The following is a 22,538-nucleotide window of genomic DNA, read 5'->3' on the forward strand; positions in this document are numbered from 1 at the left end:
GGCGAGAGGAAAAGATAGGCAGGTCGTCAGGATGCGAGGCCGTTCAGAACGATCAAAACGCCCGCGGAAGCCGAGGATGGGAGCGTTGGATTTGCGAAGAAGAGTCAGAGACCGTATTTCGCGCGCGCCGCCTCGACGATACGGCGGGCCGCATCGAAGGCCGCCTCTATACCCATATCGGTCGTATCCAGCAAGACCGCGTCGTCGGCCTGGACCATGGGGGCTGAACCGCGCCCGGCGTCGCGCTCGTCGCGGCGCTGGATATCGGCCAACATGTCCTCGAACGAGATCTCGATGCCGCGCGCCGTCAGCTGCTTCCAGCGGCGGGTCGCACGGACCTGCGGCGTCGCGGTGACGAACAGCTTGGCCTGGGCGCCCGGCGCGATCACCGTACCGATGTCGCGCCCGTCCAGCACCGCGCCGCCTGCCTGAGCCGCGAACGCCTGCTGCAATTCTAGCAAGGCCGCGCGCACGCCGGCAAAGCTGGCGACCCGGCTGGCCGCCTCGCCCGCCTCGCCCGTGGTCAGGCGCGAATCGTCCGACAGACCGGACGCATCAAGCCCGCGTGCCGCTTCTGTTGCAGCCGCCTCGTCATCCAGCGAGTCGCCGTCCTCCAGCACCTTCACGCCCACCGCCCGATACAGCAGCCCCGTGTCCAGATGCGGCAGTCCATAGGTCTGGGCCAGGCGCGCGGCGATGGTCCCCTTTCCAGAGGCGGCCGGTCCGTCGACGGCGATGATCAGGGTCAAGCAGGTCTCCGCAGCGCGTGGCGCTTTTCAATCTTGATCCCGAACGCACGGGAGGGCGAACCTGATAGCGAGGATCGCCGAACCAATCCAGCCGCAGACCTTCAGTGGAAACCCGCCAACCGGCTCAGGTCCAGTCGTTCCAACGCGCCAGAACCACGACCGCGAACGCCGCCAGGCCCAACCACACCAGACAGGCGACGCCGTTCAGCGTCACTGTCGAATAAAAGAAGAAATCGCCCTCCGCCCTCAGATGGACGGCGCCGTGCTTGCCCCTGACGCTGCCGGTCATCATCCCCTGCCACACGGTCCAGGCCGTCCAGCCGGCCCCGCCCAGACAGGTCAGAAGTCCGAGGACCGCGACGCCGCGATAGAAGACGTCGCGCGTCGGCATCAGTCGATCCGCCCGCCCAGCCCGTTCATCATCTCGACGAAGCCGGGGAAGCTGGTGGCGATCATGCCGGGTTCGTCGACCGAGACCGGCTGTTCGGCGGCCAGGCCCAGGATCAGGTGGCTCATGGCGATGCGGTGGTCGTGGGCGGTGTGGACGGTTGCGCCGCCGCGAACCCCTCCACCCGTGACGATGAAGCCCTCCGGCTCCTCCTCGACCTGGACGCCGCAGGCGCGCAGGCCCTCGACCATCAGCGAGATCCGGTCGCTTTCCTTGACCCGCATTTCGCCCACGCCGCGCATGACCGTGACGCCGTCGGCAAAGGCCGCCGTCGCGGCCAGGATCGGATATTCGTCGATCATCGAGGCGGCGCGCGCCTCAGGCACCACCACGCCCTTTAGCGTCGAATGCCGGGCGGTGATGTCGCCGACATCCTCGCCGCCGGCCTCGCGCCGGTTGGTGATGGTCAGATCGGCGCCCATCTCGATCCAGGTGTCGAACAGGCCGGTGCGCAGGCTGTTCAGCATCACCCCCTCGACCGTGACCTCCGACCCCGGCACGATCAGCCCCGCAGCCAGGGGGAAGGCCGCCGAGGACGGATCGCCCGGCACGGCGACGAAGGTCCCGGTTAGCGGCTGACCGCCTTTCAGCGTGACCTTCCAGCCCTCGCCCATCTCCTCCACGCCGACCTCGGCGCCGAAGGCGCGCAGCATCCGCTCGGTGTGATCCCGGCTCTTTTCCGGCTCGACCACCGAGGTGACGCCCTCGGCGTTCAGCCCGGCCAGCAGGATGGCCGACTTCACCTGGGCCGAGGCCACCGTCTGCACATAGTCGATGGCCTTCAGCGTCCCGCCTGTCAGGGCCACCGGCAAACGATCCTCGGCCGCCTGCCAATCGAACGCCGCGCCCATGTCGGCCAGCGGTCCGGTCACACGCTTCATCGGCCGCTTTCTCAGAGATCCGTCGCCGTCGAAGGTCGCCGTCAGCGGATAGCCGGCCGCCGCCCCCATCAGTAGGCGAACCCCGGTCCCGGCGTTGCCGCAGTCGATCACCGACACTGGCGTCGTGAAGCCGCCCGCGCCCTCGATCCGCCACTTGCCGTCGCCCGTCCGCTCGACCTTGGCGCCGAAGGCTTCGACAGCGCGCGCGGTGGCCAGAACGTCGTCGCCTTCCAGCAGGCCCTCGACCTCGGTCACGCCCGACGCCATTCCGCCCAGGATCATCGACCGGTGCGACATGGATTTATCGCCGGGCGCGCGGACCTTTCCGGTCAGGACGGACGAACGATGTGCGGTCAGTTGGGAAGGCATATTCACCCGCTTCAGGCTGTATTGTCGAAACGGCCGCGCGGGCGGCGCGAAAGATGGCTTTTGACAGCGGGTCCAAGGGGTGGCAAGGGACCGCCCCGAATTCAACCCGTTGAAAGTGTCCTCACGTGGCCAATCCAGAACTGGGCGCCAAGCAGGTCTGCCCCAACTGCCAGGCGAAATTCTACGACCTGAACCGTAGACCCGCCCACTGCCCCAAATGCGCGACGGAATTCGATCCGGAAGAAGCGCTGAAGCTGCGCAGCCGCCGCGCTCGCCCCGGCTATCCAGCCGACGACGAGGCTGAAGACCAGGTCAAGGACAAGAAGGTCGACGGCGACGAGGACGAGGAAGAAGACGTCAAGACGCCCGAGATCGACGAGGAAGGCCACGAGCCCATCCTGACGCCGGACGACGAGGACGAGGACGTTCCCGCCGATGCTTCGGAAGAAGCCGGCATGGGCGCGACCGACGGCGACGACGATCTGGCCGACGACGATGACGATTCCGTGCCGTTCATCGAAGACGACGACGATGACTCGATCGACGACGAGATCGCCAAGCCCTCGCGCGACGACGACTAAACTTCTTGGGCCTATCGCGCGTCGCGCGACTTGAGGGCTTGTTTGGTGGGCCTATCGCGCGTCGCGCTACTTGAGGCCCGGCTTCCCCTGGGCTTCTTGCGATCAGGCTCAGATTCTTGTTGCACCCGCCGCATTTCCCGTTAGGGAAGCGCGGCGGGACAGCAGCCTTTTCCAGCTACTTCGGTTTGAAAAATCTGCGCATTTTCACCTCCGGGAACGCGGTGAAAATAAATCTCGAAACGGGCTTGATCGTAGAAAAGCCCTGACATAGTTTCCGCCGCCTCGCCGGGGGCCATCGCAAGATGAACCGGGCGATCCAGACCGACAGGTCCGGGGCTTTAGCTCAGTTGGTAGAGCGCTTGCATGGCATGCAAGAGGTCAGCGGTTCGACTCCGCTAAGCTCCACCATCGTCACCTCCAAACACCGCAAGGTGTTTGGAGGGACGGCCACCTTCCCACACATTATTGATGCAGCGCAGACGCTATTCAGCGCGCGACGAATGCGCTCGCGATTCGTCCGATGGCAGACGCGGCAGGCGGCTCGATCCGAGCCTCCCGCCGCGATCATCGCCGATCAGTTCTCGACTTCGGTCGACCCTTGCCGGAACTCTTCGGCGGGCACGAAAGCCGAGCCTTCTTCGTCCAGCACCCACACGCCGATCAGGGCGGGGTGGTCCGGGGTGACGTCCTCGTCCAGCAGGTCGCCTTCATAGACGCCGACATTGCTGTAATCGAAATCCAGCAGCAGCTGAGCGGCCATGTCGATCATCTCGTCGGCCATGCGGCGCGCATAGCCGACGGCCTCGCTGGCGTCGGAAAAGTCGTCCGTCAGCGTGTTGACCTCTGCGGCCTCGCTGCCCTGGACGGCGCTGGTGGTGACGATGGTGAATGCGGACATGATGTTCTTTCTTGAGTCTAAGTCGCTCACCTAGCCTGTTTGACGGCGCGACAGGCCTAAATTCTTAGAGGTCGAACAGGTCGAAAAAGCGAACGGGAAAGCCCTGATCAATCCGCGCCGCCCCGGTCGTTGCGCTTCGTGGCGCGATAGACCTTCTGAAGCCCGCCCAGCCGGCGTCGTTCGGCGGCCTTGGCGACCCGCTCCGCCTTGTCCCCCGCCTCCGACAGTTCCAGCGTCAGCTTCTGGAAGTGCGTCCACCGCGAGGCCTCCAGCGTCCCGTCCGCCAGGCCCGCCTGCACGGCGCAGCCCGGCTCGTTCGTATGGCTGCAGTTGGTGAAGCGGCACGCCTGCATCAGGCGCTCGATGTCGTCGAACACCGCCCCCACGCCCTCTTCGGCGTCGATCAGGCCCACTTCGCGAATCCCTGGCGTGTCGATGATCAGCCCCCCGCCCGGCAGGGGGATCAGTTGACGGTGGCTGGTGGTGTGACGCCCCTGGTCGTCGGACGCGCGGATCGCCCGGGTCGCCATCCGGTCTTCGTTCAGGAAGGCGTTGACCAGGGTGGATTTGCCGACGCCGGACGAGCCAATCAGCACGCAGGTCTCGCCCGGCTTCACCTGAAGGCGCAACGCCTCCAGACCGACGCCTTCGCGGGCCGAGACCATCAGGACCGGACACCCCGTCTCCAGCGCGGCGACCTGAGCGGCCTCGGCTTGCGGATCGGCGCTGAGATCCGACTTCGTCAGAACGAGCACAGGCCGCGCCCCGCTCTCCCACGCGGCGGCCAGAAACCGCTGTATCCGGCGCGGGTTCAGATCCGCATTCATCGAGGTGACGACGAAGGCTACGTCGATATTGGCGGCCAGGATCTGCACTCGCCGCACGCTGTCGGCCGCCCTGCGCACGAAGGCCGTGCGGCGGGGCAGGACGGCATGGATGGTGGCGGTGCGGTCCTGCAGGTTCAGCGACAGCGCGACCCAGTCGCCGACAGCGGGATGGCCGACCTCCTGGGCCTCGTGACGCAGGCGGCCGGACGCCTTGGCCTGCAGTTCGCCCTCGTCCGTGGCGACCACATAGCCGTTGCGGTGCTGGAGAACGACACGGCCAGGCGCTTGACCGGCCTGGGCCTGAGCCTCAAACGCCGTGGCCCAGGCGTCGGACCATCCATACTGTTCGATCAAGTCAACGGCATCCCTGTCGCCTGCAATCCTCAGCCGGTGCGCTGAGCCGGTCTTGCGGCGCGATAATGCACCCAATGCCCGTCCCTGCCGCCTGTAAAATGCAAACGACGGACCGTCCAACCGCAACGGGAACGGAATCCTGTCCGACGGGCTCCTGTCCTGTTGTTATTTTCAACGAGGAGAGACGGCGATGAGTGAGATCAAGGAAGGCATGGAGGTCATCGGGGCCGACGGCGTTCACGTCGGCGTCGTGGACCGGGTCGAGAGCGACCGGATCAAGCTGACCCGCCGCGAGAACACCGGCGCCCACGCAGACCACCACCACTATATCGAGAACGGCTTCGTCGCCGGCGTCGAGGGCGACAAGGTGCGCCTGTCGGCCAACGCCGACGTCGCAGTCACCCTAGAGGAAGAAGAGTGCGGCCGGCCCGTCGATCTCTGATCCAGACGGCGGCGACGCCTTACAACAACGTCGCCGCCAGATTGACCGTCAGCGCCAAGATGACGGCGTTGAAGAACCAGGCCACCAGGCTATGCAGGGTCGCCAGGCCGCGCAGCTTGCGACTGGAAATCTGGATGTCGGCCGTCTGGTTCGCCACGCCGATGATCAGGCTGAAATGCAGGAAATCCCAGTAGTCGGGGTCGTCCTCGCCGGGGAAAATCAGGCCGCCCTGATCGCCCTTGCCGTGATCGCGCGGGGCGTAGAAGCCGTGGGCGTAGTGCAGGGCGAAGATGATGTGCACATACAGCCACGACAGGCCCACCGTGCAGACCGAGAACACCGCCTGCCCCACCGTCGGCTTTCCACCGCTCGCCACCATGGCCAGAATCAGCACCACTACACTGGCGACGGCCGCCGCCATGCTGAGCGGCAAGACCAGAGCCCCCGCCTGATCCAGCTCGGCCGCGCGGCGTCGGATCGCGTCCTGAGAGCGTGCCCGAAAGATGTGGTAGAAGGTGACGATCAGAAAGGCCGCGACGCCCGCGTCCCAGCCCGCCGCCAGCCTGAGCGGCCAGCCGAAGCCAGACGGCGTCAGCGCGGCCACCGTCACCAGCACCAGCAGCCCCAGCCACAGGGAGAAATGCAGACGGAAAAGGCGCGCGACAGATCCCATGGCTTCGAGATCGCCCATTCCACGACCCAGGTCCAGCGAACGCGCATCAGACGCGCTACAAACCCTTCTGCTCAGCGATGATTTGTTCAGAGGTCGCGCAAAGGGACCAAATCCCAGACGGGACGCGTTATCCGGCTTCAGCCGCCATTCGCGGCGAGCCCATACACAGAGGACGCCCTGACCGACATCGACGCCGCCTCCCATCCCGATGCCGGCCTGCCACCGCGCATTCGCGTCATCGACCTGGAAACCGCCGGCAATGGCCCTCAGGACGTGTGCGAGATCGGCTGGCAGGATGTGGTGAGGGACGCGTCCGGCGTCTGGCGACTGGATCAGGCGCGCGGCGCCCGGTTCGTCGATCCGGGCCGCCCGATTTCGCCGGACACCATGGCCATCCATCACATCCAGGAGGCCTGGGTCCAGGGCGCGGGCTATTGGAAGACGGTCGCTCCGCCGATCCTTCGTCCTGACGCAGGGGTGATCGCCTTAGCCGCCCATCGCGCAAGCTTTGAGCAGCGATACTGCACTCAGACCCTGTCTGGGGGCGCAGACTGGATCTGCACCTGGAAATGCGCGCTGCGGCTTTGGCCTGCCCTGCCTCGGTTCTCCAACCAGATGCTGCGCTATCTGCGCCGTCCCGAGGGCTTGGTCCACGAGCTGGGCCTGCCTGCGCACCGTGCTCTGCCCGACGCCTATGTCACCGCGCATCACCTGCGCGACATGCTGAACCTGACGACGGTCGATCAGTTGTTGGCGTGGAGCCGAGAGCCGGGGCTTCTGCCCCGCGTTCCCGCCGGCCCTGAACGCGGCAAGGCATGGAGCGCGCTGGACGTGGACCGGCTTCAGACGCTGATGTCAGGCCGCGACCTCGACATCGCCTTCACCGCCGCGACCGAATTGCGTCGGCGCGGCGTGCTGGCGGACAAGATCACGAGGAAGCCTGACCAGGGCCAACTGCTCTAGCGACAAGGCGCAAGTCTGCGCTGGGCGCTGGCTACGGCTGACCGCAGGCCTGCGACGGCTCATCCGCAGCGGTACGCGGGCGATCTGTTCCACTCGTCTTGGCAGGTGCGCTTGCAGACGCTTCGGGCCAATGAGCCTCATACCAACGTATGATCGAAAGCCCATCTGCCCATGGGTAAGAAAACGATCCGTCGAACGCCATGTCGCGAGCGCTCGTTGGATACAAGCGAAGCCAGACAGTCGCCCCTCGAAACGGATTTACGGACTGCCCGGCGGAGCACGCCCATACCCCTAACGTGCCGCCCTCATCATACCGCGGTAGGGTCAACCGGCAGCGTTTGACGCGAAGACTTCGCTGACGATGGGTGCTAAGAGCCCCCTAATGCCCAAGCATCTGCGGGAAATGGTCCGTCGATTTGGTTTCGTCAGCACCCTGTTGCTGACGCTGGTCTTCGCCATGCCCGCCTTCGAAACCCATGCCTGCGAGACGGAGGCGCCCACCAGCGTCGAGATCGTGGATGCGGGGGTCGGCGAGGATACCCAGTGCCCTGACTGCGGCCCGGCCTGCGTCAACGGCTGTTGCCATGCGCCGCATTCGGCCGTGTCCAACGACATGGCGACGCCGCGTTTCGTCGCGGTTTTCGGCCAGCCCAGGGCGTGGAGCGACAGCATCGCCTCGCCGCTCGGGCGGCCTGAAGGTCCCGAGCGGCCTCCCAGGACCTGATCCTCGGTCGGACCTGGCGTCTGGCCCTTCCTGAGCCCTGCGCGTGGCGGAGACGCCGCGCGTCCTGAACTCTGGGCCCGGCCGTGCGCCGGGCGAGGATCGATCATGACCTTGAAGAAACACTGGCTGATGACCGGCGCCGCCGTCGTCATCGCCCTGGGCGTGGGCTTCGGCGCCGCCCGCATTCTGGACCGTCCCCCCACCGAGGCTGGGCAGGCCGAGGCCGAACATGCCGAGGCGGGTCACGCCGAAGAGGCTGGCGAAGAGGCCTTCGTCGCACTGACGCCCCAGGCGGCGGCGCGGGCCGGGGTGTCCGTCATCGCCGTCCAGCGTGGCGGCGGGGCCGAACTGAAGCTGCCGGGTCGCGTCGCCTTTGCGCCCGGCGCGGAAGCCGCCGTCGACGCCCCGCTGGGCGGTTCAGTGGTGCGGGTTCATGTCGGCCTGGGCGATCGCGTGGCGGCCGGCTCGCCGCTGATCACTGTACGCAGCCCGGACGGCGCCGCTTCCCGCGCCGACGCGGACGCGGCCGGGGCGACGGTCGAGGCGGCCCGGGCCGCCGAACGTCGCGACCGCACCCTGTTCGAACAGGGCTGGGTTTCGCAAGCGCGGCTGGACGTCACCGCCGCCGAGACGCGCCGCGCCGAGGCCCAGCATCGCGCCGCCCGCGCCCGCGTCGGCGCCTTCGGCGCGCCCGGCTCGGACGGGCTGACGGTGGTGCGCAGCCCCATCGCCGGCGTCGTCACCCGCCTGAGCGCCGCACCGGGTCAGGTGTTGCATGAGGAGGCGCTACAGGTCGCCGCCGTCGCCGATCCCGGTCGCGTCGAACTGATGTTCGAGGCCCCACCCTCAGCCGCCTCGGTCCTGAAAGTCGGCGACACGCTGGAAAGCACGGTCGCCGGATCGCGGGTCGTGTCGGGCGTCGTCATCGCCATCGCCCCGGCCAATGCAAACGGCGTCGTCACCGTTCGCGCGCGGCCGTCCGGTGAGACGCCCCCGGCGGGGTCCGTCGTCTCGGCCCGCGTCTCGGCTGGCGTCGGGACAGGAACACCCGTCGTGCCGCTGGACGCGGTGCAGACCATAGAGGGGGCGCCGTCCGTCTTCGTGCAGGAGGGCGGCGGGTTCCGCGCGCGGCCGGTCGTGACCGGGCGAACCTCCGACGGTCGGATCGAGATCGTGTCGGGTCTGACCGGATCCGAACGCATCGCCGGCGCCGGCGCCTTCCTGCTCAAGGCCGAACTGGCCAAGGGCGAAGCCGAGCACGGACACTGATCATGCTGAACCGGATCATCGACGCCTCCGTGCGTTTCCGCTGGCTGGTCGTCGGACTGGCCGTGGTGCTGGCCATCCTGGGCGGGCGCGAACTGCTGCACCTGCCCATCGACGCCGTGCCCGACATCACCAATCGCCAGGTGCAGATCACCACCGTCGCGCCGGCGCTAGGACCGGAGGAGGTCGAAAGCCAGGTCACCTTCCCGCTGGAGACCGCGCTGGCGGGCCTGCCGGGTCTGACCGAGACGCGGTCCCTGTCGCGTCATGGCTTCTCGCAGATCACGGCCGTCTTCACCGACGCGACCGACATCTATTTCGCCCGCAACCTGGTCAACGAACGGCTGCAGGGCGCGCGTGCAGACCTGCCCGAGGGTCTCTCACCCTCGATGGGACCGGTCGTGACCGGCCTGGGCGAGGTCTATATCTGGACGCTGGAGCTGACGGGTCCTGCGGCTCAGCCCGGCGCCGTCTATGTCACGCCCGAGGGCGAGCGACTGGTCACCGACCAGGAGAAGGCCACCTATCTGCGTACCGTCCAGGACTGGATCGTCGCGCCCCAGCTGAAGACCGTGCAGGGCGTCGCCGGCGTGGACGTTCTCGGCGGCTATGTGAAGGAATACGCGGTTCACCCCGACCCAAGCCGGCTGGCCGCATACGGCGTCGGCCTGGTGCAACTGGTCGAGGCGCTGGAGCATGCCAATCGCATCGCCGGCGCCGGCTACGTCAACCGCGCGGGCGAGGCCTATATCGTCCGCGCCGACGCCCGTCTGAAAAGCCTGAACGACCTGGCCCAGACCCCCATCCTGAACCGGGGCGGTCAGGTGATCCGCGTGTCGGACGTGGCGACGGTCGAGATCGGCCGCGCCCCCCGCCTGGGGTCCGCCAGCGCCGACGGCCGCGAGACCGTGGTCGGCACGGCCCTGATGCTTCAGGGCGAGAACTCGCGCGAGGTGGCGCACCGCGTCGGCGAACGGCTGAAGGCCATCGCCCCCAGCCTGCCGCCGGGCGTGAACCTGCGGCCCGAACTGGACCGAACGGAACTGGTCGAGGCGACCATTCGCACGGTGGAACACAATCTGCTGCTGGGCGCCCTGCTTGTCGTCGCCGTGCTGTTCTTCGCCCTGGGCAATGTGAGGGCGGCGATCATCACCGCCTTGGTCATTCCGCTCAGCTTCCTGTTCGCCGCCTCGGCCATGAACCGGTTAGGCATCAGCGCCAATCTGCTGAGCCTGGGGGCGCTGGACTTCGGTCTGATCGTCGATGGCGCCGTGGTGGTGATCGAGAACACCCTGCGTCGTCTGGGTCTGAAACGAACCGAGACAGGCCGGCCCCTGACCGTCGCCGAACGGCTGTCGGTCGCCGCTGCATCGGCGCGCGAGATGGCGCGGCCGGCTGCCTTCGGCCAGGCGATCATCCTTCTGGTCTACGCCCCCCTGCTGATGTTCGAAGGGGTGGAGGGCAAGATGTTCGGGCCGATGGCCGCCACCGTCATGCTGGCCCTGGCCGCCGCCTTCGTCCTCAGTTTCACCTTCGTGCCCGCCATGGCCGCCCTGCTGGTCAAGGAGCCCAAGGCGGATCATGAGGAGACCCGGCTGACCCGCGCCGCCAAGGCCCGCTATCAACCGCTGCTGGAGCGCGCCATCGCGCGGCCCAAGCTGGTGCTGACCGGCGCCGGGGTCGCCCTGCTGGCGGGCCTGATCGTCTTCCTGACCCTGGGCCGCGAGTTCGTGCCGCAACTGGATGAGGGCGACGTGCTGGTCCAGGCCCTGCGCGTGCCCTCGACCTCATTGGAACAGAGCCAGGCGATGCAGTTCCAGGTCGAGCGGACGCTGAAGGCCATGCCGCAGGTCGAGCGGGTCTTCACCCGCACCGGCACCGCCGAAGTCGCATCGGACCCGATGCCGCCGTCGATCTCGGACACCTTCGTCATCCTGAAGGACCGCAGCGACTGGCCCGAGCCGGGCTTGGCCAAGGCCGATCTGGTGGCCGACATGGAGACGCAGCTGTCGACCCTGCTGGGCAACAACTACGAGTTCACCCAGCCCATCGAGATGCGGTTCAACGAACTGATCGCCGGGGTCCGGTCGGACGTGGCGGTCATGATCTATGGCGACGACTTCGCCGCCATGGACCGAACGGCCCAGCAGGTCGCGGTCGTCCTGAACGGCATCGAGGGCGCAGCGGACGTGCGGGTCGAGCAGGTGTCGGGCCAGCCGACGATCACCGCCAGCGTCGATCGCACCGTGGCGGCCGCGCAGGGCGTCCATGCCTCCGACGCCGCCGACGCCCTGGCCATCGCCTTCGCCGGCCGCGCCGCCGGGCAGATCAACGAGGGCGACCGGCGGTTCGACGTGGTGGTGCGGCTGGACGACGCCCTGCGCGCCGATCCGACCGTGATGGAGCAGCTGCCGGTCATGCCCGAGAACGCCCAGACCGGCGCCCCGACCGTGCCCCTGTCCTCGGTCGCCCGCTTCGACGTGGCCGAAGGGCCCAACCAGATCAGCCGCGCCGACGGCAAGCGTCGCATGATCGTGCAGGCCAATGTGCGCGGCCGTGACCTGGGCGGCTTCGTCGCCGAGGCCCAAGCCAAGGTCGCCTATCAGGTCCAGCCGCCGTCGTCCGGCTGGATCGACTGGGGCGGACAGTTCGAGAACCTTCAGCGGGCCTCCGCCCGCTTGGCCCTGATTGTGCCCATCGTCTTCCTGACCATCGGCCTGCTGCTCGTGCTGGCGCTGCGGTCGTGGAAGGACGCCGCCCTGGTGTTTGCAGGCGTGCCTCTGGCCCTGGTCGGCGGCGCCCTGGCGCTGGCCATGCGCGGGATGCCGCTGTCGATCAGTGCGGCGGTCGGCTTCATCGCCGTGTCCGGCGTGGCGACGCTGAACGGACTGGTGCTGATGCAGGCCATCCGCCAGCGACTGACCGAGGGTGACCCGCCGGACGAGGCCGCGCTTCACGGCGCCGTCAGCCGCCTGCGGGCCGTGCTGACCACGGCCCTGGTCGCGGTGCTGGGCTTCGTGCCCATGGCGTTTGCTGCGGGCGCGGGTGCCGAGGTGCAGAAGCCGCTGGCCACCGTCGTCATCGGTGGGCTGACCACGGCCACGCTGCTGACCCTGATCGTCTTGCCCGTGCTTGCGGCCCGGTGGCGATCCGCTCCGGATCACGACTGATAAAACGCCTGTGCGAACCTGCCGAACTCGGAGCCGTCGCACAGGCGGGACAGCAGGTCTGCGCCAGAAGCGGCTGTCGGGACGACTGTCCGGAGCAGGTCCCAGCGGAACGATACGCGGTCGGCATTTCAGCATGCGGCTTTTCTGGCCAGTTTCTGGCCAGCGTGCCAACACTGCGTAAGGCTAAGTTGTTGAGAAGAATGGTGGACGCGACAGGGATTGGACCTGTGACCCCCTCGATGTCAACAACGGGGCATCCCGCCAAAGCCCAGCATTTCCGGGCTTTGGCGTTCAGTGGTTTCCGTTTTCGTTCACGGTAAAAACGACCCATTCTGGAAACAATCTGGAAACCAGATCCTTCAGTCGCTCTTGCCCCCTTCGATCACTCTGAAGTTTACGACGGGCACGATCACTTCGTCAGTGTCGCCTGCACGCACCGCCCGGCTCATTGCGGCATAGAAGCCGTCGACCACTGGATTTTCGCTTGTCGCCTTCAACTGGTCCATCAGGTCAGCCATCTCAGCGCGGCTGTTGCGCTCGTCCGCGATCCGCTCTTCGACGATCAGTCGCATCGTGTGGCTTTGAACCAGCATAATGCCCTGAAGCATCTTATCGACGACGTCTTTGCTATAGACCTCGTTGCTCATCATCTGCCTCCCAGCGCCCGTCTGGCGCCGCTCTGGTGGTTGGGCCGGTGGTGGCCGTAGCAGTTCTCAAGGGTCTTCGTGGTCATGCCGGTGTAGGCTGCCGCGTCCCAGAGCGAGGCGCCACCCTCCAACAGCAGGGTCGCGCAGGTGTGACGAAGCCAGTGCGGCGTGATCTCGGCGTCGAGGCCGGCGTCTCGAACGCAGGCCTCGAACCCTCGGCGGATCTTTCCGGCAAGCGGGCGGCCGCCATGGTGCAGCACGGTGGTGATCGGCAAAGACTGGCCGGTGTTCGGATCGGTGCGGCGAACCAGGGCGTCAGCCTCACTCCAGCGGGTCATGTGCGCGATCAGACGGCCGGGGATGCGGACAAGCGGCCGGCGCTTCGTCCGGTGGTCCTTCTCGCCCTTGCCGCGTCGGTAGATCGTCCCGTCGTCCAGGGCGACATAGGCCTGCGTCGCGCTCTCGTGCCACAGCAGCTTCGGGATCACGCCCGGCCGAGTGCCGGTGTAGACCCCGATCAGGATGAAGCGTCGCAGGTGCGCCCGGTTGAGCTGGGCCGACAGCGATAGCCGGGTCCACTTCCCATCCTTCAGCCGGTAGCCCATCGCCGCCTTCAACAATCGCGCGATCTGGTCGCGGCTGAGGGCGTCACGCGGGCTGTCAGGCTTTTCCGGCAGCCAGACCTTCGGCCGCATCAGCAGGGGGTATTCCGCACACCAGTAGCCGATGGCCGCCGACAGGTCTTCGAGGTCTCGGCGGGCGGCCTGTTTCGGCCGCTGTCTTCCTGCATATCGGCTCAGACCCCATTGCGCGTGCCTGGTCCGGTGTAGGGGGGTTCGCCCTTCCCCCGGACGCTGTCGATCCTGAGGGTGGTCGCTATCTGGGCTGCGGCTGGATGCAGAACCTTCCCGCCGTGGAGGTGCTGCTGAACGGCGCAGCCGAAAGTACGACCTTCACCCTGACGGGCGTCGATGACCGCACGGTCGCCTTGGTCGATCAGGCGGGCGGTGTGCGCGGTGTTCGCGCCAACCTGGGGGTGATGTTCTATGGCCCGCGCTGGAAGCGTACGCCGGTGCAATGGTTCCGTCGCTGGCGCGTGGACATGGTCGGAAGTCATGAGATCGGCCTGTCCCCTGACGGCCTGGACACGGAGGCGCTATCCATGTCGGTGTCCCTGACGCTCGGATCCAGCCGGACCAGCCGCCGTGTCGGCCAGCCCGCCCTTTGGACCCATGCCGAACAGAACCGGCTTCATCCCAACGACAACAGCATGTCCCTGGTCGGGCGTCTGGGTGCGGACGCCACACGACCGTGGCCGCCGATCGCGTGACTCTTTCCAAGGGCCCCGCCCTCGCCGCCTGGCTGGATCGGGCGGTCGATACCCCGCGCGCCTGGGGCCGACATGACTGCACGCTGTGGCCTGCCGACTGGGTCGTCGCCTGTGGCCATGATGATCCGGCGGTCGACTGGCGCGGGCGGTATCGCACCGCCCTAGGCGCGGCGCGGCTGGCGGGGCGGGCGGGTGGATTGCAGGCCCTTTGGCAGGGCGGCGCCGAGGCGGCGGGTCTGTCGACGGTGGCGCGGCCACGGGTTGGCGACGTCGGACTTTTGCCGATGGCGACGCGCTGGGTCGGGCCTCGGCTGTCGGGTCTGGTCGGGGCGATCTGCATCGGGGGCGGCGAATGGGCCGTCGTCACACAGGACGGATTGTGGCTGGGGCGCGCGTCGCCAGTCCAGGCGTGGAGGACGGCATGGAGGACCCGATAAGCTGGATCGCCGCCAAGGCGGCGGAATGGGTCGCCATGACGGCTTTCCAGGCCGCGACCGCAACCGGCGTCTCGATTACGACGGCGGCGACGATCGCCAATGTCGCCTACGCCGCCACATACGCCCTAGTCTATGTCGGCGCGGCCGTCGGCCTGTCGTCCTTGATGTCGCCCAAGGTTCCGAATGCGGAACAGGGCAAGGTTCCGGTCAATCAGACGACGCCAAAGCGGCGCATCGGCACGGGCCGCGCCCGTCTGTCCGGGCCGCGCGCCCTGTGGGAATCCCTGCCGGGCTGGAACGTCGAGATCATCAATGTGCTGGATCAGCCCGTCGATGCGTTCGAACAGTTCTGGCTCAATGATGACGCGGTGACGGTCGATACCGAGGGGTGGGTGCAGCGGTTGAACGGCGCCTATGGCGATCACGAGATCCGCATCCTGGCCAAGACGGGTCAACCCGGCGACGACGGCGCTTTCGACGAACTGATCGCCCTGTTTGCGTCGGCGGGCCTGTCGGATCTCTATGACGAAAGCCATGTCGGCGAGGGGGTCGCGCGGATGGCCCTGTTGTGCAAGGCGATCGACGATCGTTACGTCATGGACGTCTATCGACCGTCGCGGTCGCGCCGTGTCGATCCAGCCCGCCGCCAGCGACGCCGTCCAGAGCGTGCAGGATACCTCACCCTATGTCGGGCCGGCCCTCTACGGCGTCGAGGGCGAGCCGACGTCTCTGGTGCTGGACAATGTGCTGCGCAACCGCAACGACGGATCGCGCGTGCAGGGGCTGCTGTTGCCGGCGTCCGGCGCTCCGATCAGCTTTCGCAATCAGGTCCGGTTTGATCCCGCCGGCCTCGGCGGATCGGCGCGTCTGCTGGTCCGTGCCGGCGACGGCGGATTGATCGCCGAGAGCGGGGACATTGCGGTGCGGGTGGCCAGCAATCCGGGGGCCGGATCGCCGGCCATCCTGACGCTGGGGGACAGCATCGCCTATCGGAGCGGCCTCTACTGGCAGCACCAGGCGCTGACCGAGTGGGGCTATACTCCGTCATGGATCGGTACACTGGTCAGCCGGGGCGCGACAGACGACACCGCCACGGGCGGCAAGAACGGCGAGGTGAAGCCGGGCCATCAGCTGGGCGACTTCACCTATCAGACCGCGGCGACGGTCTCGCCTTTGCCCTCCGGCGATGAAGCGGCCTATGTCGCCATGACGGTAGAGAACAAGCGATTGAAGAACACCCTGCTTCGCGCGCCGACCGCCGGCGATGCGGCCGAAGACATCGTCAACGGTCAGGTGATGGACTTCAGCTTCTACATCACGCGGCACGGCCTGACGCCCGCCACACTGTTGCAACTGTCGCTCTGGACGAACGACATCAACGCGCTCACGCTGGAGACGATCTATGACCGCATCCACGACGGCTATGCGCTGCTCTTCCGTCGCTGGCGCGCCTATCACGCTACGCACCCCATCATCGTCGCCTTGCCCGGCACGGCGCGCATCCCGGCGCGCGAGGCGCTGTGGCCCAACTATATAGAGGCGATCCGCGCGGTCTGGACGGCCGTCAACGAGGCCGATGATCCGAACATCCATCTGGTCTCGGGATGGGCGCAGGTAGCGGCGGACGGCGGATATGACCTGACGCCCTCGGCCGCGACGCCCGACCCGATCACGAGCGGCGTGCTGCGCACGATCGCGGACGGCGTGCATCCGACCGGCGCCGCGCGTGTCGAAACCTGGCGGACCTTCGCCGCCGCCGTCGCTTACGCGACCACTCACATCGTTTGAAACAGGAGGCTGACATGGCCGATGGCATCGACTTTAAAATCAACGGTCTTCTGAAGGACGCGCGCGAAGTCGCCGCGCCGGTCTCCGAGGGTCTGCTGGCCTGGCATTACACGCGCGGCTCCGTCGCGGAGGCCGTCATCAACTTCGCCCCGGACGGCCTGCCGGCGCAGATCGTCGGCGCGCCGGACTTTTCGTCAGCGGGGTTCATGAGGATCGATACGGGCGTGGATTTCATGCGGCTGGCGGCGCCGGAAACGGCGGCGTTCACGTGGATCGTCGTGTTCGTGAACGACGACGCCCTGACTTCATCCACTTCGACGCAGCCCGTTCTGGCCAGCACCTCCAATGGTTCGTCCGGGGCGGTGATGTGGCTGTCTAACCCGGCCGCCGGCGGACTGCCGGCGGCGCGTGCGCGGGCCATCGTCTATTCCACGTCAGGCGACGCGCTGCCGACCCCTATTGCCAACGTCACCCCCTTGCGCGCCGTCGCGCTGCGGGTTTCCGGCGCGACCGCCTCGATCCGTGAGATTGCGGAGGGCTCCGAGTTTGAAGCCAGCCTGAGCGGGTCGCGCACACCCTCGGCCCGCCTGGTCGAGATCGGCGGCTATTACAGCGCGGCATTCGGCGGAACGTGCAAGATCGCCGCCGCCATCGTCTATGACCACGCTCTGTCGGATGAAGAGCTGACCGAGACCCTGGCCTTCGTGATGAACGACTTGGCCGATGCCTGACGCCCGCGCCGACGCGACCGTTTGGCGGAACCGTGGTTCGTCTCGGCTTGGCCGGGCAAGTCCGGTCAGTGCGTTTGTGGGCGGTTCTTCGGAGCCGTCCTTTCGCCTGCATTAGCCCACCACGAGCGCCCAAAGATCGCTAATGTACCGATGGCCAACGGCACAAAGCTTCTCAGGGGTCATGTTATTTGGCGGCGAGATGGACTGTCGCTGGTGACTGACTGATTTGAGGATCAACTCGCCGCTGTCCGCGTCAATCAAGACACCGCTATGCGCGCCCAGACCAATCACCTCGCCGTCTTTTATGCTGATGTGTTCGATGTATCCACTTAGCGCCCCTGGCGGCAAGCCTATAGCAACGGCTTTCCCGGCATCTGCACTGCCGTCGGGATTGTGTCGCTCAGCATTGCCGCAGGCCCATACGTAAGCAAGCCCAGCATCATTCGTTCTTCTGGCGACTAGCTCATTCAACGGCGCAGCGACCGCTGGTGATCGCCTCACCAGTCCTTCGGTCAGATCGGCCGCGATGCGCCACCGAATAGCCCAGTCCTCCCACGCTGAAAGTAGGCTGGAGCCTTTTAAGCCAGAGAGAAAATGAGTAGCGGCCAAGGCCTCGCGTTCTACTGCACGATGTGCGCGTCTCGTAGCATTTCCGGTCTCGCTCATGGTCGCCCTAATCGTCGCTTTTAAATAGATCTCGTCAAAATTCTGACCTATTCTCTCTAAGTATTCTCGTCTTTTAATGCCCTACACTTCGTTGCCAGCTTTTCTTTTGCTTCGAACATTCGGATTAGCGAGTCGTCTAGTTCAAAATTGATAACTTTATCAGTGAGGGGGCCAACACCCACCCAACCCGTTCGAATTGACCAAGAGGAGCCCAAGGAGGCCTGCCTAATATCGCGGCGGCGACGATCAGCTTGGGCATTACGATTGTACTGGAGAATGTAGTTCGTTACGTCATCGTCGTTGCGCAAAGCTAAATGACGATGAGGAATAAGCACAGGCCATTTGAGATCGACGGGGATGGATCGATCTTCGACAAAGAGGCTGATTCCTTCCCTGCCGCTCGCCTCAGAGTCTGGGTGTAGATCATGCGGGTCGAGCCACTGGTTGCCCTTGCGAACTACGCCATGATGAACGGCTTCTATGTAGAGACCGGGCATCCACTGTACGCGCCACCCGGGCACCATCTCGCCTTCAATCTGGCGAGCGAATTCGTCGGAAAGCCAGTAGCAGGCACCATACGGATAGATTGGGCGACGCTCCATAGTTAGCGCCGATCCGTTGCCAAGTATGGCCAGTATCCGTGGCCATTCAGGATGGTCCTTCGTGAAGTCGTAAATCGGCAGTTTTCTCATGGCGCCTATAATCATCGCTTGAGGATAAATTCCTGTTTGATGCCAGGGTCGTCTCGCCGTTGTCTATACCGTATTCACCGCGGGCTAAGACATGGCGCGATCCTCTCCACTTGAGTCCTCAGGCGGATCGGGCCTCGTGGGCTTCCAAGTCCGACTGGCTCTCAATCCAAGCATCCGCTCCGTTCCGCTCGCCCTCCATTAGCCCCGGCGTGGAGTATCGTCTATGACCCCTTCCGCCTGGATCGCGTGGGCGGCGTTGGCCGCCGACGACGAGGCAAGGCGAGGCGGCACCCTCGCGCAAACGCAACTCGCGGCCGTTACCGGCCCCCGTCCAAGGCCGCGCGCTAGAGTTCGTTGGGACCGCCCTCATCAGGCTCGCCATCGACATTCCTGTCGGCCGACCGCGTGCGTTTCGTGACGGCGTCATTCAAAGCCCACATAGCGCCAACGAGCACGACGGCGCCGACGAATAGCCAGATCAGCTCCATAGATTCGCCTCTGCCCTATCGCCGCTACGCATGATCAATGCGCCTTCGTCGCGCTCTCGTCCGGGTCCATGTCGGGGTCGGCGCCAGCCACCTCGTCCTGAGGAACCGGTATAGCGTCATCCCCCGCGACCGGGTTCTCAAGGATCGTTGGACCTTCGACGACTTCGTCCACCTCGTCGATGTCTTGCGGCAGGACCAGCTTCGGATCGATCGCGGTCGGGTCCATCCGGCCATAGTCGGGATCGGTGATGTCTTTCTCGGCCATCGTATTTCTCCAGTCCTGATCGGAAGGCGCACATCGTCGTCCGGTTCCCACAAGCCACCCAACGGTTGTTTGGCGGCGTCGCACACTAGGGGCTTCCCCACGGTGCGCCGCCGCCTGGTCGTTTAGCCCACCGTGTATTCAGACCCGTTGATCTCACACATATCGACGGACTTTTCGACCAGTGAGTCTCCGTCTTCGAAGTCGTAGCGGATGTCGTACTCGCACTCGGCCAGGCCGTCATCGACGCTGATGACGACGGTTTCGCCTTCGCCCACGACTTGGTCGCCCAGGATGTCTTCCTCCCACTCGTCTGACGATGGCAGCGAGATGTAGATATGGGTCAGGGTGAAGCCGGTGTTGTTGGTCAGTTCGAACGACACGGACTCAGTCTGCGCCGACGCGCCAGAGGCGAGCAGGCTGACCGCGAGGCATGCAGCCCCGACGAAGCGATTGATCATTTGAGGGTTCCCCGGCCGACCGCGTCGGCACCAGCCAAAAGTGGCGTTGCTGCTGTACGCAGGACGGGCCGGGCGAACAAGGGTCGCTTATCGCGACGGGCTCAACTTCGCCGCTGCGCGTCTCCTGCGATGACCGTCGAGCCAAGCGCCTACCGAAACCCCCATTAAGCCGCCCGACGGCTGTTCCACCACGGCCTGAGTATTTGGAGGGGCGGATATGATTGACCCGCGTGATGTGCCCGCGTTCTGGGGCCTGTGCGGCGGCGTGCTGTCGGGGGCTGTCGGGCTGGTGACGGCCTATTCCGCCAAGGCGGGCAACCCGGTCGCCCAACGGCGCGCATGGCTGCATCTGGGCCTGGGCATCGTCGCCGGCCCCATCGTCGCCGAGGCCCTGACCCAGGGCGTGATCCTCGCCGTTGTGCCTGTCCTCGACATGCGCGGCGTCGCCCTGGCGCTAGGCTGGATGGTCGCCAACGACCCGCGCGCCCTCTTCGACACCCTGACCCGCGTGGTGCGGGCCGTCTTCAACCAGGAGCCTCAGCGATGAACGCTCACGTGCTGATGGTGCTCTATACGGGCATCATCTTCGTCTCGGCCGGCGCATGCCTGCTGGAAATCTGCCGACTGCTCGGCAAGAGCTATGAGACAAAGGCGTCGGCCTCGATGCTCTGGCGGGGCCTGCACTTCGTCGCGGCCGTGATCCTGTTCGGCTACGGCTGCATGGTCCTGTTTCCCGGCAAGGCGCTTCAGGTCCAGCACATGAGCATCGGTCTGCCGCTGGTCGGGACAGTGATCATCGTCTCGGCCCTGGCCTATCTCGACCATGTCATGGGCGAGCGCGAGCCGCCGCCCTGGAGCCATCAGTTCATCCAGCTTCTGATGCTGCTGGGCATGGACGGGCTGTCCCGTCGCGCCGCCTTCATGCTGCCGCCCGCTGCTGTCGACGATGGGCCGCCGCCCGAGGACGACGGGAAACGTGGGCTTCGCTTGCTGGTGTTGACCGGCGCCATCGCCGTCATCGCCAGTGTCGCCGGCTTCATCCTGACCAACAGCGCTGGCGCGGTTTGACGGCTGGCTTGGCGCCATCCCTTGAAGGCTTCCGTCTTCCCTGGCTTCATCGACGGCTATTGCAGGCGCCTAGAAAACGATCAAAGATCGCCGACCAAAATTCGGAAGATCACACGCCATGATGTCTGCGCTCGCTGCTGCCTTGACCCTGTTCTCGATGCAAGACGCTCCCCCTCAAGATGTTCAGGCCGGCGAGCGCTCCCCGGTGGAACAACCCAGCGAGCGCAGGATTTGCCGCAGAGAGCATGTGGTCGGGTCGAACCGTCCGAAGCGCATATGCATGACAGAACGGCAATGGCGGCAGGTTGAAGATGATAGCCGTGAACAGCATCAGAACATGACGCGTGGTCAGCCGATGGATGTGCCTCGAATGCCGGGCTGACCAGGATCGATTTACAAGTCAGCGCCAATGGATGTGGTGCGCCACGGCCTCGCCGCCCGATACAAGGCTGAAGGCAAAGCCGATAGCCACCGCCACGATCAGGACACGGGCGTGGCGATGCGCGAAGTAGAGGATTTCACCGATCATGGCGGCCATATAGGCTCTCCCAGTCTCCGCGCCAGTGGCGCGCTAGGCCGCCATCACCTGACAAAGATCGACCCGCCCCGGAGCCTGCGCGGTTCGGAACGGGTCAGTCGTGGGGCACGGCACTAAGATCGCCGCTGATCGAAAGTTGCGCGCAACTTCTGAAGAAACTCTTCACAACCATACGCGCCGCTGTCGTCGTCTTGAACGCTCTACGGGGTGCCGCTCGCTGCCTCAGTCGGACGACGTGTACCGAGCGACGGCTCGCTTGATCTCGTCGTCGGTGACGCCGTCTTTCGTTAGGATCGTCTGAACGACGTCGCTGGCGCCGATAATGGGCAAGGGCTGGTCGAAGCGTTGCCGCCAAAGATGATCAAGAGCGCGGTCTTCCGGGCTCAGAGCCGCGCTGTAGTTGGGCGGTCGCTGTTCCATTCTGAAGAAATTGCAGATTGCCGCTATCTCGTCCAGCGGTACGCGTTCGCACATTAAGCCCGCCTGACAAACCCGGTTTGTCTCAGTCTCCCGCCCAGCGGGTGATCAGATAGGTGATGCCCGCGACCACCCCCCAGGCGGCGAGACTGGCGAAGACAAGGGCGACCACACGCACCTTGCCGGACGACTTCGGTTTGGGCGCGTCCCATAGAGGGCCTCTGTCGTCAGGATGCATCGGCATCAGGCGAAGGTTTGACTGATCAACTGGTCGGTCAGGTCCAGATGGACTTCCAGAGCGGCGAGAGCTTCCGTCCGCGCTCGCTCCGCTGCGGCCCGATCGCCGGCCGTCAAGTGCGCCCCGAACTCCGTGATTTTGGCGGCGACCAACTGCTCCGCCCCCATGGCGCCGTTCAAGCGTCCCATCTTCCATCGCAACCCTCGTTGCGGTGACACGGCCCGGCCGATGTCGCCATCGACCAGGCCGCCTGACGCGGATCCAGCACGAACCGCGACGGCTGCGGCTTAGCTTCGAAATTCATTCCTCACAACCTGGAGACTGACCATGGTCCTCATTCCGGCTGACAGGTTTCGCACGTTCGCGCCTCGGGCCACGCCGGGGACGCGAGGCGCTGGAGGCGGCGGCCACAGCGCGCGGCTTCTCTGGC

General features: G+C 65.9%; 30 protein-coding genes and 1 tRNA gene. 15 read left to right on the forward strand and 16 right to left on the reverse strand.

Going from position 1 to position 22,538, the window contains the following annotated elements:
* Window positions 1-104 precede the first annotated feature (104 nt).
* The 3 genes from cmk to aroA form a co-directional block, all read right to left on the reverse strand.
* Entirely contained in the window at window positions 105-749 is a 645-nt protein-coding gene (gene cmk / locus EGY25_RS03760) for a (d)CMP kinase (RefSeq protein ID WP_135193712.1), read from the reverse strand.
* 124 nt (window positions 750-873) lie between these two features.
* Window positions 874-1,140: a hypothetical protein gene (locus EGY25_RS03765; protein ID WP_135193713.1), complete on the reverse strand. Its 267-nt coding sequence runs from the start codon at window positions 1,138-1,140 to the stop codon at window positions 874-876.
* Entirely contained in the window at window positions 1,140-2,447 is a 1,308-nt protein-coding gene (aroA, locus tag EGY25_RS03770) for a 3-phosphoshikimate 1-carboxyvinyltransferase (RefSeq protein WP_135193714.1), read from the reverse strand. The genes EGY25_RS03765 and aroA overlap by 1 nt, the downstream gene beginning before the upstream one ends.
* A 125-nt stretch (window positions 2,448-2,572) precedes the next feature.
* Between aroA and EGY25_RS03775 the strand changes: the two genes are divergently transcribed.
* Window positions 2,573-3,028, forward strand: a complete 456-nt coding sequence (locus EGY25_RS03775; protein ID WP_135193715.1) for a TIGR02300 family protein — start codon at window positions 2,573-2,575, stop codon at window positions 3,026-3,028.
* A gap of 332 nt (window positions 3,029-3,360) precedes the next feature.
* Window positions 3,361-3,436 (forward strand) — tRNA-Ala (locus tag EGY25_RS03780).
* A 166-nt stretch (window positions 3,437-3,602) separates the two neighbouring features.
* Here the strand turns inward: EGY25_RS03780 and EGY25_RS03785 are convergent.
* Entirely contained in the window at window positions 3,603-3,926 is a 324-nt protein-coding gene (locus EGY25_RS03785; protein ID WP_135193716.1) for a hypothetical protein, read from the reverse strand.
* Window positions 3,927-4,033: 107 nt separating this feature from the next.
* Entirely contained in the window at window positions 4,034-5,107 is a 1,074-nt protein-coding gene (gene rsgA, locus EGY25_RS03790) for a ribosome small subunit-dependent GTPase A (protein ID WP_135193717.1), read from the reverse strand.
* 190 nt (window positions 5,108-5,297) lie between these two features.
* Between rsgA and EGY25_RS03795 the strand changes: the two genes are divergently transcribed.
* Entirely contained in the window at window positions 5,298-5,549 is a 252-nt protein-coding gene (locus EGY25_RS03795; RefSeq protein WP_167762467.1) for a DUF2171 domain-containing protein, read from the forward strand.
* Between the two features lie 19 nt (window positions 5,550-5,568).
* Here EGY25_RS03795 and EGY25_RS03800 read toward each other — a convergent pair whose 3' ends face one another.
* Window positions 5,569-6,240, reverse strand: a complete 672-nt coding sequence (locus tag EGY25_RS03800; RefSeq protein ID WP_245159331.1) for a DUF1345 domain-containing protein — start codon at window positions 6,238-6,240, stop codon at window positions 5,569-5,571.
* Between the two features lie 255 nt (window positions 6,241-6,495).
* Between EGY25_RS03800 and EGY25_RS03805 the strand changes: the two genes are divergently transcribed.
* The 4 genes from EGY25_RS03805 to EGY25_RS03820 all read left to right on the forward strand — a co-directional run bounded on the left by EGY25_RS03805 (window position 6,496) and on the right by EGY25_RS03820 (window position 12,345).
* Window positions 6,496-7,185, forward strand: a complete 690-nt coding sequence (locus tag EGY25_RS03805) for a DNA polymerase III subunit epsilon (RefSeq protein WP_245159332.1) — start codon at window positions 6,496-6,498, stop codon at window positions 7,183-7,185.
* 382 nt (window positions 7,186-7,567) lie between these two features.
* Window positions 7,568-7,909: a hypothetical protein gene (locus EGY25_RS03810; protein ID WP_135193719.1), complete on the forward strand. Its 342-nt coding sequence runs from the start codon at window positions 7,568-7,570 to the stop codon at window positions 7,907-7,909.
* 105 nt (window positions 7,910-8,014) lie between these two features.
* Entirely contained in the window at window positions 8,015-9,178 is a 1,164-nt protein-coding gene (locus EGY25_RS03815; protein ID WP_135193720.1) for an efflux RND transporter periplasmic adaptor subunit, read from the forward strand.
* Between the two features lie 2 nt (window positions 9,179-9,180).
* Complete coding sequence (locus EGY25_RS03820) at window positions 9,181-12,345, forward strand: efflux RND transporter permease subunit (RefSeq protein ID WP_135193721.1); 3,165 nt, start codon at window positions 9,181-9,183, stop codon at window positions 12,343-12,345.
* Window positions 12,346-12,704: 359 nt separating this feature from the next.
* Here the strand turns inward: EGY25_RS03820 and EGY25_RS03825 are convergent, their stop codons facing one another.
* Entirely contained in the window at window positions 12,705-12,992 is a 288-nt protein-coding gene (locus tag EGY25_RS03825) for a hypothetical protein (protein ID WP_135193722.1), read from the reverse strand.
* Window positions 12,992-13,687 (reverse strand): tyrosine-type recombinase/integrase, encoded by a 696-nt coding sequence (locus EGY25_RS03830; protein WP_135193723.1) that lies wholly within the window; start codon window positions 13,685-13,687, stop codon window positions 12,992-12,994. Before EGY25_RS03830 ends, EGY25_RS03825 begins: the two co-directional genes overlap by 1 nt.
* A gap of 200 nt (window positions 13,688-13,887) precedes the next feature.
* Between EGY25_RS03830 and EGY25_RS16430 the strand changes: the two genes are divergently transcribed.
* The 5 genes from EGY25_RS16430 (at window position 13,888) to EGY25_RS03850 (ending at window position 17,278) form a co-directional block, all read left to right on the forward strand.
* Window positions 13,888-14,322, forward strand: a complete 435-nt coding sequence (locus EGY25_RS16430) for a hypothetical protein (RefSeq protein WP_167762468.1) — start codon at window positions 13,888-13,890, stop codon at window positions 14,320-14,322.
* Window positions 14,319-14,759: a DUF6950 family protein gene (locus tag EGY25_RS03840; RefSeq protein WP_135193725.1), complete on the forward strand. Its 441-nt coding sequence runs from the start codon at window positions 14,319-14,321 to the stop codon at window positions 14,757-14,759. The genes EGY25_RS16430 and EGY25_RS03840 overlap by 4 nt, the downstream gene beginning before the upstream one ends.
* Complete coding sequence (locus EGY25_RS16890) at window positions 14,744-15,598, forward strand: hypothetical protein (RefSeq protein ID WP_348521827.1); 855 nt, start codon at window positions 14,744-14,746, stop codon at window positions 15,596-15,598. The genes EGY25_RS03840 and EGY25_RS16890 overlap by 16 nt, the downstream gene beginning before the upstream one ends.
* An 88-nt stretch (window positions 15,599-15,686) precedes the next feature.
* Entirely contained in the window at window positions 15,687-16,547 is an 861-nt protein-coding gene (locus tag EGY25_RS03845) for an SGNH/GDSL hydrolase family protein (protein ID WP_348521837.1), read from the forward strand.
* Between the two features lie 14 nt (window positions 16,548-16,561).
* Window positions 16,562-17,278: a hypothetical protein gene (locus tag EGY25_RS03850; RefSeq protein ID WP_135193727.1), complete on the forward strand. Its 717-nt coding sequence runs from the start codon at window positions 16,562-16,564 to the stop codon at window positions 17,276-17,278.
* 111 nt (window positions 17,279-17,389) lie between these two features.
* On the opposite strand, the gene EGY25_RS03855 is transcribed toward EGY25_RS03850, so the two are convergent.
* The 4 genes from EGY25_RS03855 to EGY25_RS03870 all read right to left on the reverse strand — a co-directional run bounded on the left by EGY25_RS03855 (window position 17,390) and on the right by EGY25_RS03870 (window position 19,847).
* Window positions 17,390-17,944: a hypothetical protein gene (locus tag EGY25_RS03855; protein WP_135193728.1), complete on the reverse strand. Its 555-nt coding sequence runs from the start codon at window positions 17,942-17,944 to the stop codon at window positions 17,390-17,392.
* 56 nt (window positions 17,945-18,000) lie between these two features.
* Window positions 18,001-18,636, reverse strand: a complete 636-nt coding sequence (locus EGY25_RS03860) for a hypothetical protein (RefSeq protein WP_135193729.1) — start codon at window positions 18,634-18,636, stop codon at window positions 18,001-18,003.
* A 522-nt stretch (window positions 18,637-19,158) separates the two neighbouring features.
* Complete coding sequence (locus EGY25_RS03865; RefSeq protein WP_135193730.1) at window positions 19,159-19,389, reverse strand: hypothetical protein; 231 nt, start codon at window positions 19,387-19,389, stop codon at window positions 19,159-19,161.
* Between the two features lie 122 nt (window positions 19,390-19,511).
* Window positions 19,512-19,847, reverse strand: a complete 336-nt coding sequence (locus EGY25_RS03870) for a hypothetical protein (protein ID WP_135193731.1) — start codon at window positions 19,845-19,847, stop codon at window positions 19,512-19,514.
* A 217-nt stretch (window positions 19,848-20,064) separates the two neighbouring features.
* Here EGY25_RS03870 and EGY25_RS03875 point away from each other — a divergent pair, with 217 nt between their 5' ends.
* The 3 genes from EGY25_RS03875 (at window position 20,065) to EGY25_RS03885 (ending at window position 21,297) form a co-directional block, all read left to right on the forward strand.
* Entirely contained in the window at window positions 20,065-20,394 is a 330-nt protein-coding gene (locus tag EGY25_RS03875) for a hypothetical protein (RefSeq protein ID WP_135193732.1), read from the forward strand.
* A complete protein-coding gene (locus EGY25_RS03880) occupies window positions 20,391-20,915 on the forward strand; it encodes a hypothetical protein (protein WP_135193733.1) in 525 nt (174 codons plus the stop codon). The genes EGY25_RS03875 and EGY25_RS03880 overlap by 4 nt, the downstream gene beginning before the upstream one ends.
* Before the next feature lie 118 nt (window positions 20,916-21,033).
* Window positions 21,034-21,297 carry a hypothetical protein gene (locus EGY25_RS03885; protein WP_135193734.1) on the forward strand — a complete coding sequence of 88 codons (264 nt, stop codon included), beginning with the start codon at window positions 21,034-21,036 and terminating at the stop codon, window positions 21,295-21,297.
* An 18-nt stretch (window positions 21,298-21,315) separates the two neighbouring features.
* On the opposite strand, the gene EGY25_RS16435 is transcribed toward EGY25_RS03885, so the two are convergent.
* The 4 genes from EGY25_RS16435 to EGY25_RS03895 form a co-directional block, all read right to left on the reverse strand.
* Window positions 21,316-21,453: a hypothetical protein gene (locus tag EGY25_RS16435; RefSeq protein ID WP_167762450.1), complete on the reverse strand. Its 138-nt coding sequence runs from the start codon at window positions 21,451-21,453 to the stop codon at window positions 21,316-21,318.
* 222 nt (window positions 21,454-21,675) lie between these two features.
* Window positions 21,676-21,927: a hypothetical protein gene (locus tag EGY25_RS03890; RefSeq protein WP_245159333.1), complete on the reverse strand. Its 252-nt coding sequence runs from the start codon at window positions 21,925-21,927 to the stop codon at window positions 21,676-21,678.
* Window positions 21,928-21,955: 28 nt separating this feature from the next.
* A complete protein-coding gene (locus EGY25_RS16440) occupies window positions 21,956-22,114 on the reverse strand; it encodes a hypothetical protein (RefSeq protein ID WP_167762469.1) in 159 nt (52 codons plus the stop codon).
* A complete protein-coding gene (locus EGY25_RS03895) occupies window positions 22,114-22,296 on the reverse strand; it encodes a hypothetical protein (RefSeq protein WP_135193735.1) in 183 nt (60 codons plus the stop codon). The genes EGY25_RS16440 and EGY25_RS03895 overlap by 1 nt, the downstream gene beginning before the upstream one ends.
* Between the last annotated feature and the right edge of the window lie 242 nt (window positions 22,297-22,538).

This window comes from Brevundimonas intermedia, assembly GCF_004614235.1.
GTDB classification, from domain to species: Bacteria; Pseudomonadota; Alphaproteobacteria; order Caulobacterales; family Caulobacteraceae; genus Brevundimonas; species Brevundimonas intermedia_A.

Coding starts and splice junctions, on each gene's coding strand:
- EGY25_RS03825 (WP_135193722.1), bottom strand. CDS start 12,992: ATGAGCAACGAGGTCTATAGCAAAGACGTCGTCGATAAGATGCTTCAG.
- EGY25_RS03855 (WP_135193728.1), bottom strand. CDS start 17,944: ATGAGCGAGACCGGAAATGCTACGAGACGCGCACATCGTGCAGTAGAA.
- EGY25_RS03815 (WP_135193720.1), top strand. CDS start 8,015: ATGACCTTGAAGAAACACTGGCTGATGACCGGCGCCGCCGTCGTCATC.
- EGY25_RS03785 (WP_135193716.1), bottom strand. CDS start 3,926: ATGTCCGCATTCACCATCGTCACCACCAGCGCCGTCCAGGGCAGCGAG.
- EGY25_RS03865 (WP_135193730.1), bottom strand. CDS start 19,389: ATGGCCGAGAAAGACATCACCGATCCCGACTATGGCCGGATGGACCCG.
- EGY25_RS03810 (WP_135193719.1), top strand. CDS start 7,568: ATGCCCAAGCATCTGCGGGAAATGGTCCGTCGATTTGGTTTCGTCAGC.
- EGY25_RS03820 (WP_135193721.1), top strand. CDS start 9,181: ATGCTGAACCGGATCATCGACGCCTCCGTGCGTTTCCGCTGGCTGGTC.
- EGY25_RS03875 (WP_135193732.1), top strand. CDS start 20,065: ATGATTGACCCGCGTGATGTGCCCGCGTTCTGGGGCCTGTGCGGCGGC.
- EGY25_RS16440 (WP_167762469.1), bottom strand. CDS start 22,114: ATGCCGATGCATCCTGACGACAGAGGCCCTCTATGGGACGCGCCCAAA.
- EGY25_RS03890 (WP_245159333.1), bottom strand. CDS start 21,927: ATGTGCGAACGCGTACCGCTGGACGAGATAGCGGCAATCTGCAATTTC.
- EGY25_RS03795 (WP_167762467.1), top strand. CDS start 5,298: ATGAGTGAGATCAAGGAAGGCATGGAGGTCATCGGGGCCGACGGCGTT.
- EGY25_RS03850 (WP_135193727.1), top strand. CDS start 16,562: ATGGCCGATGGCATCGACTTTAAAATCAACGGTCTTCTGAAGGACGCG.
- EGY25_RS16435 (WP_167762450.1), bottom strand. CDS start 21,453: ATGGCCGCCATGATCGGTGAAATCCTCTACTTCGCGCATCGCCACGCC.
- aroA (WP_135193714.1), bottom strand. CDS start 2,447: ATGCCTTCCCAACTGACCGCACATCGTTCGTCCGTCCTGACCGGAAAG.
- EGY25_RS03880 (WP_135193733.1), top strand. CDS start 20,391: ATGAACGCTCACGTGCTGATGGTGCTCTATACGGGCATCATCTTCGTC.
- EGY25_RS16890 (WP_348521827.1), top strand. CDS start 14,744: ATGGAGGACCCGATAAGCTGGATCGCCGCCAAGGCGGCGGAATGGGTC.
- EGY25_RS03870 (WP_135193731.1), bottom strand. CDS start 19,847: ATGATCAATCGCTTCGTCGGGGCTGCATGCCTCGCGGTCAGCCTGCTC.
- EGY25_RS16430 (WP_167762468.1), top strand. CDS start 13,888: ATGCAGAACCTTCCCGCCGTGGAGGTGCTGCTGAACGGCGCAGCCGAA.
- EGY25_RS03800 (WP_245159331.1), bottom strand. CDS start 6,240: ATGGGCGATCTCGAAGCCATGGGATCTGTCGCGCGCCTTTTCCGTCTG.
- EGY25_RS03895 (WP_135193735.1), bottom strand. CDS start 22,296: ATGGGACGCTTGAACGGCGCCATGGGGGCGGAGCAGTTGGTCGCCGCC.
- EGY25_RS03830 (WP_135193723.1), bottom strand. CDS start 13,687: ATGCGGCCGAAGGTCTGGCTGCCGGAAAAGCCTGACAGCCCGCGTGAC.
- EGY25_RS03765 (WP_135193713.1), bottom strand. CDS start 1,140: ATGCCGACGCGCGACGTCTTCTATCGCGGCGTCGCGGTCCTCGGACTT.
- EGY25_RS03860 (WP_135193729.1), bottom strand. CDS start 18,636: ATGAGAAAACTGCCGATTTACGACTTCACGAAGGACCATCCTGAATGG.
- EGY25_RS03885 (WP_135193734.1), top strand. CDS start 21,034: ATGATGTCTGCGCTCGCTGCTGCCTTGACCCTGTTCTCGATGCAAGAC.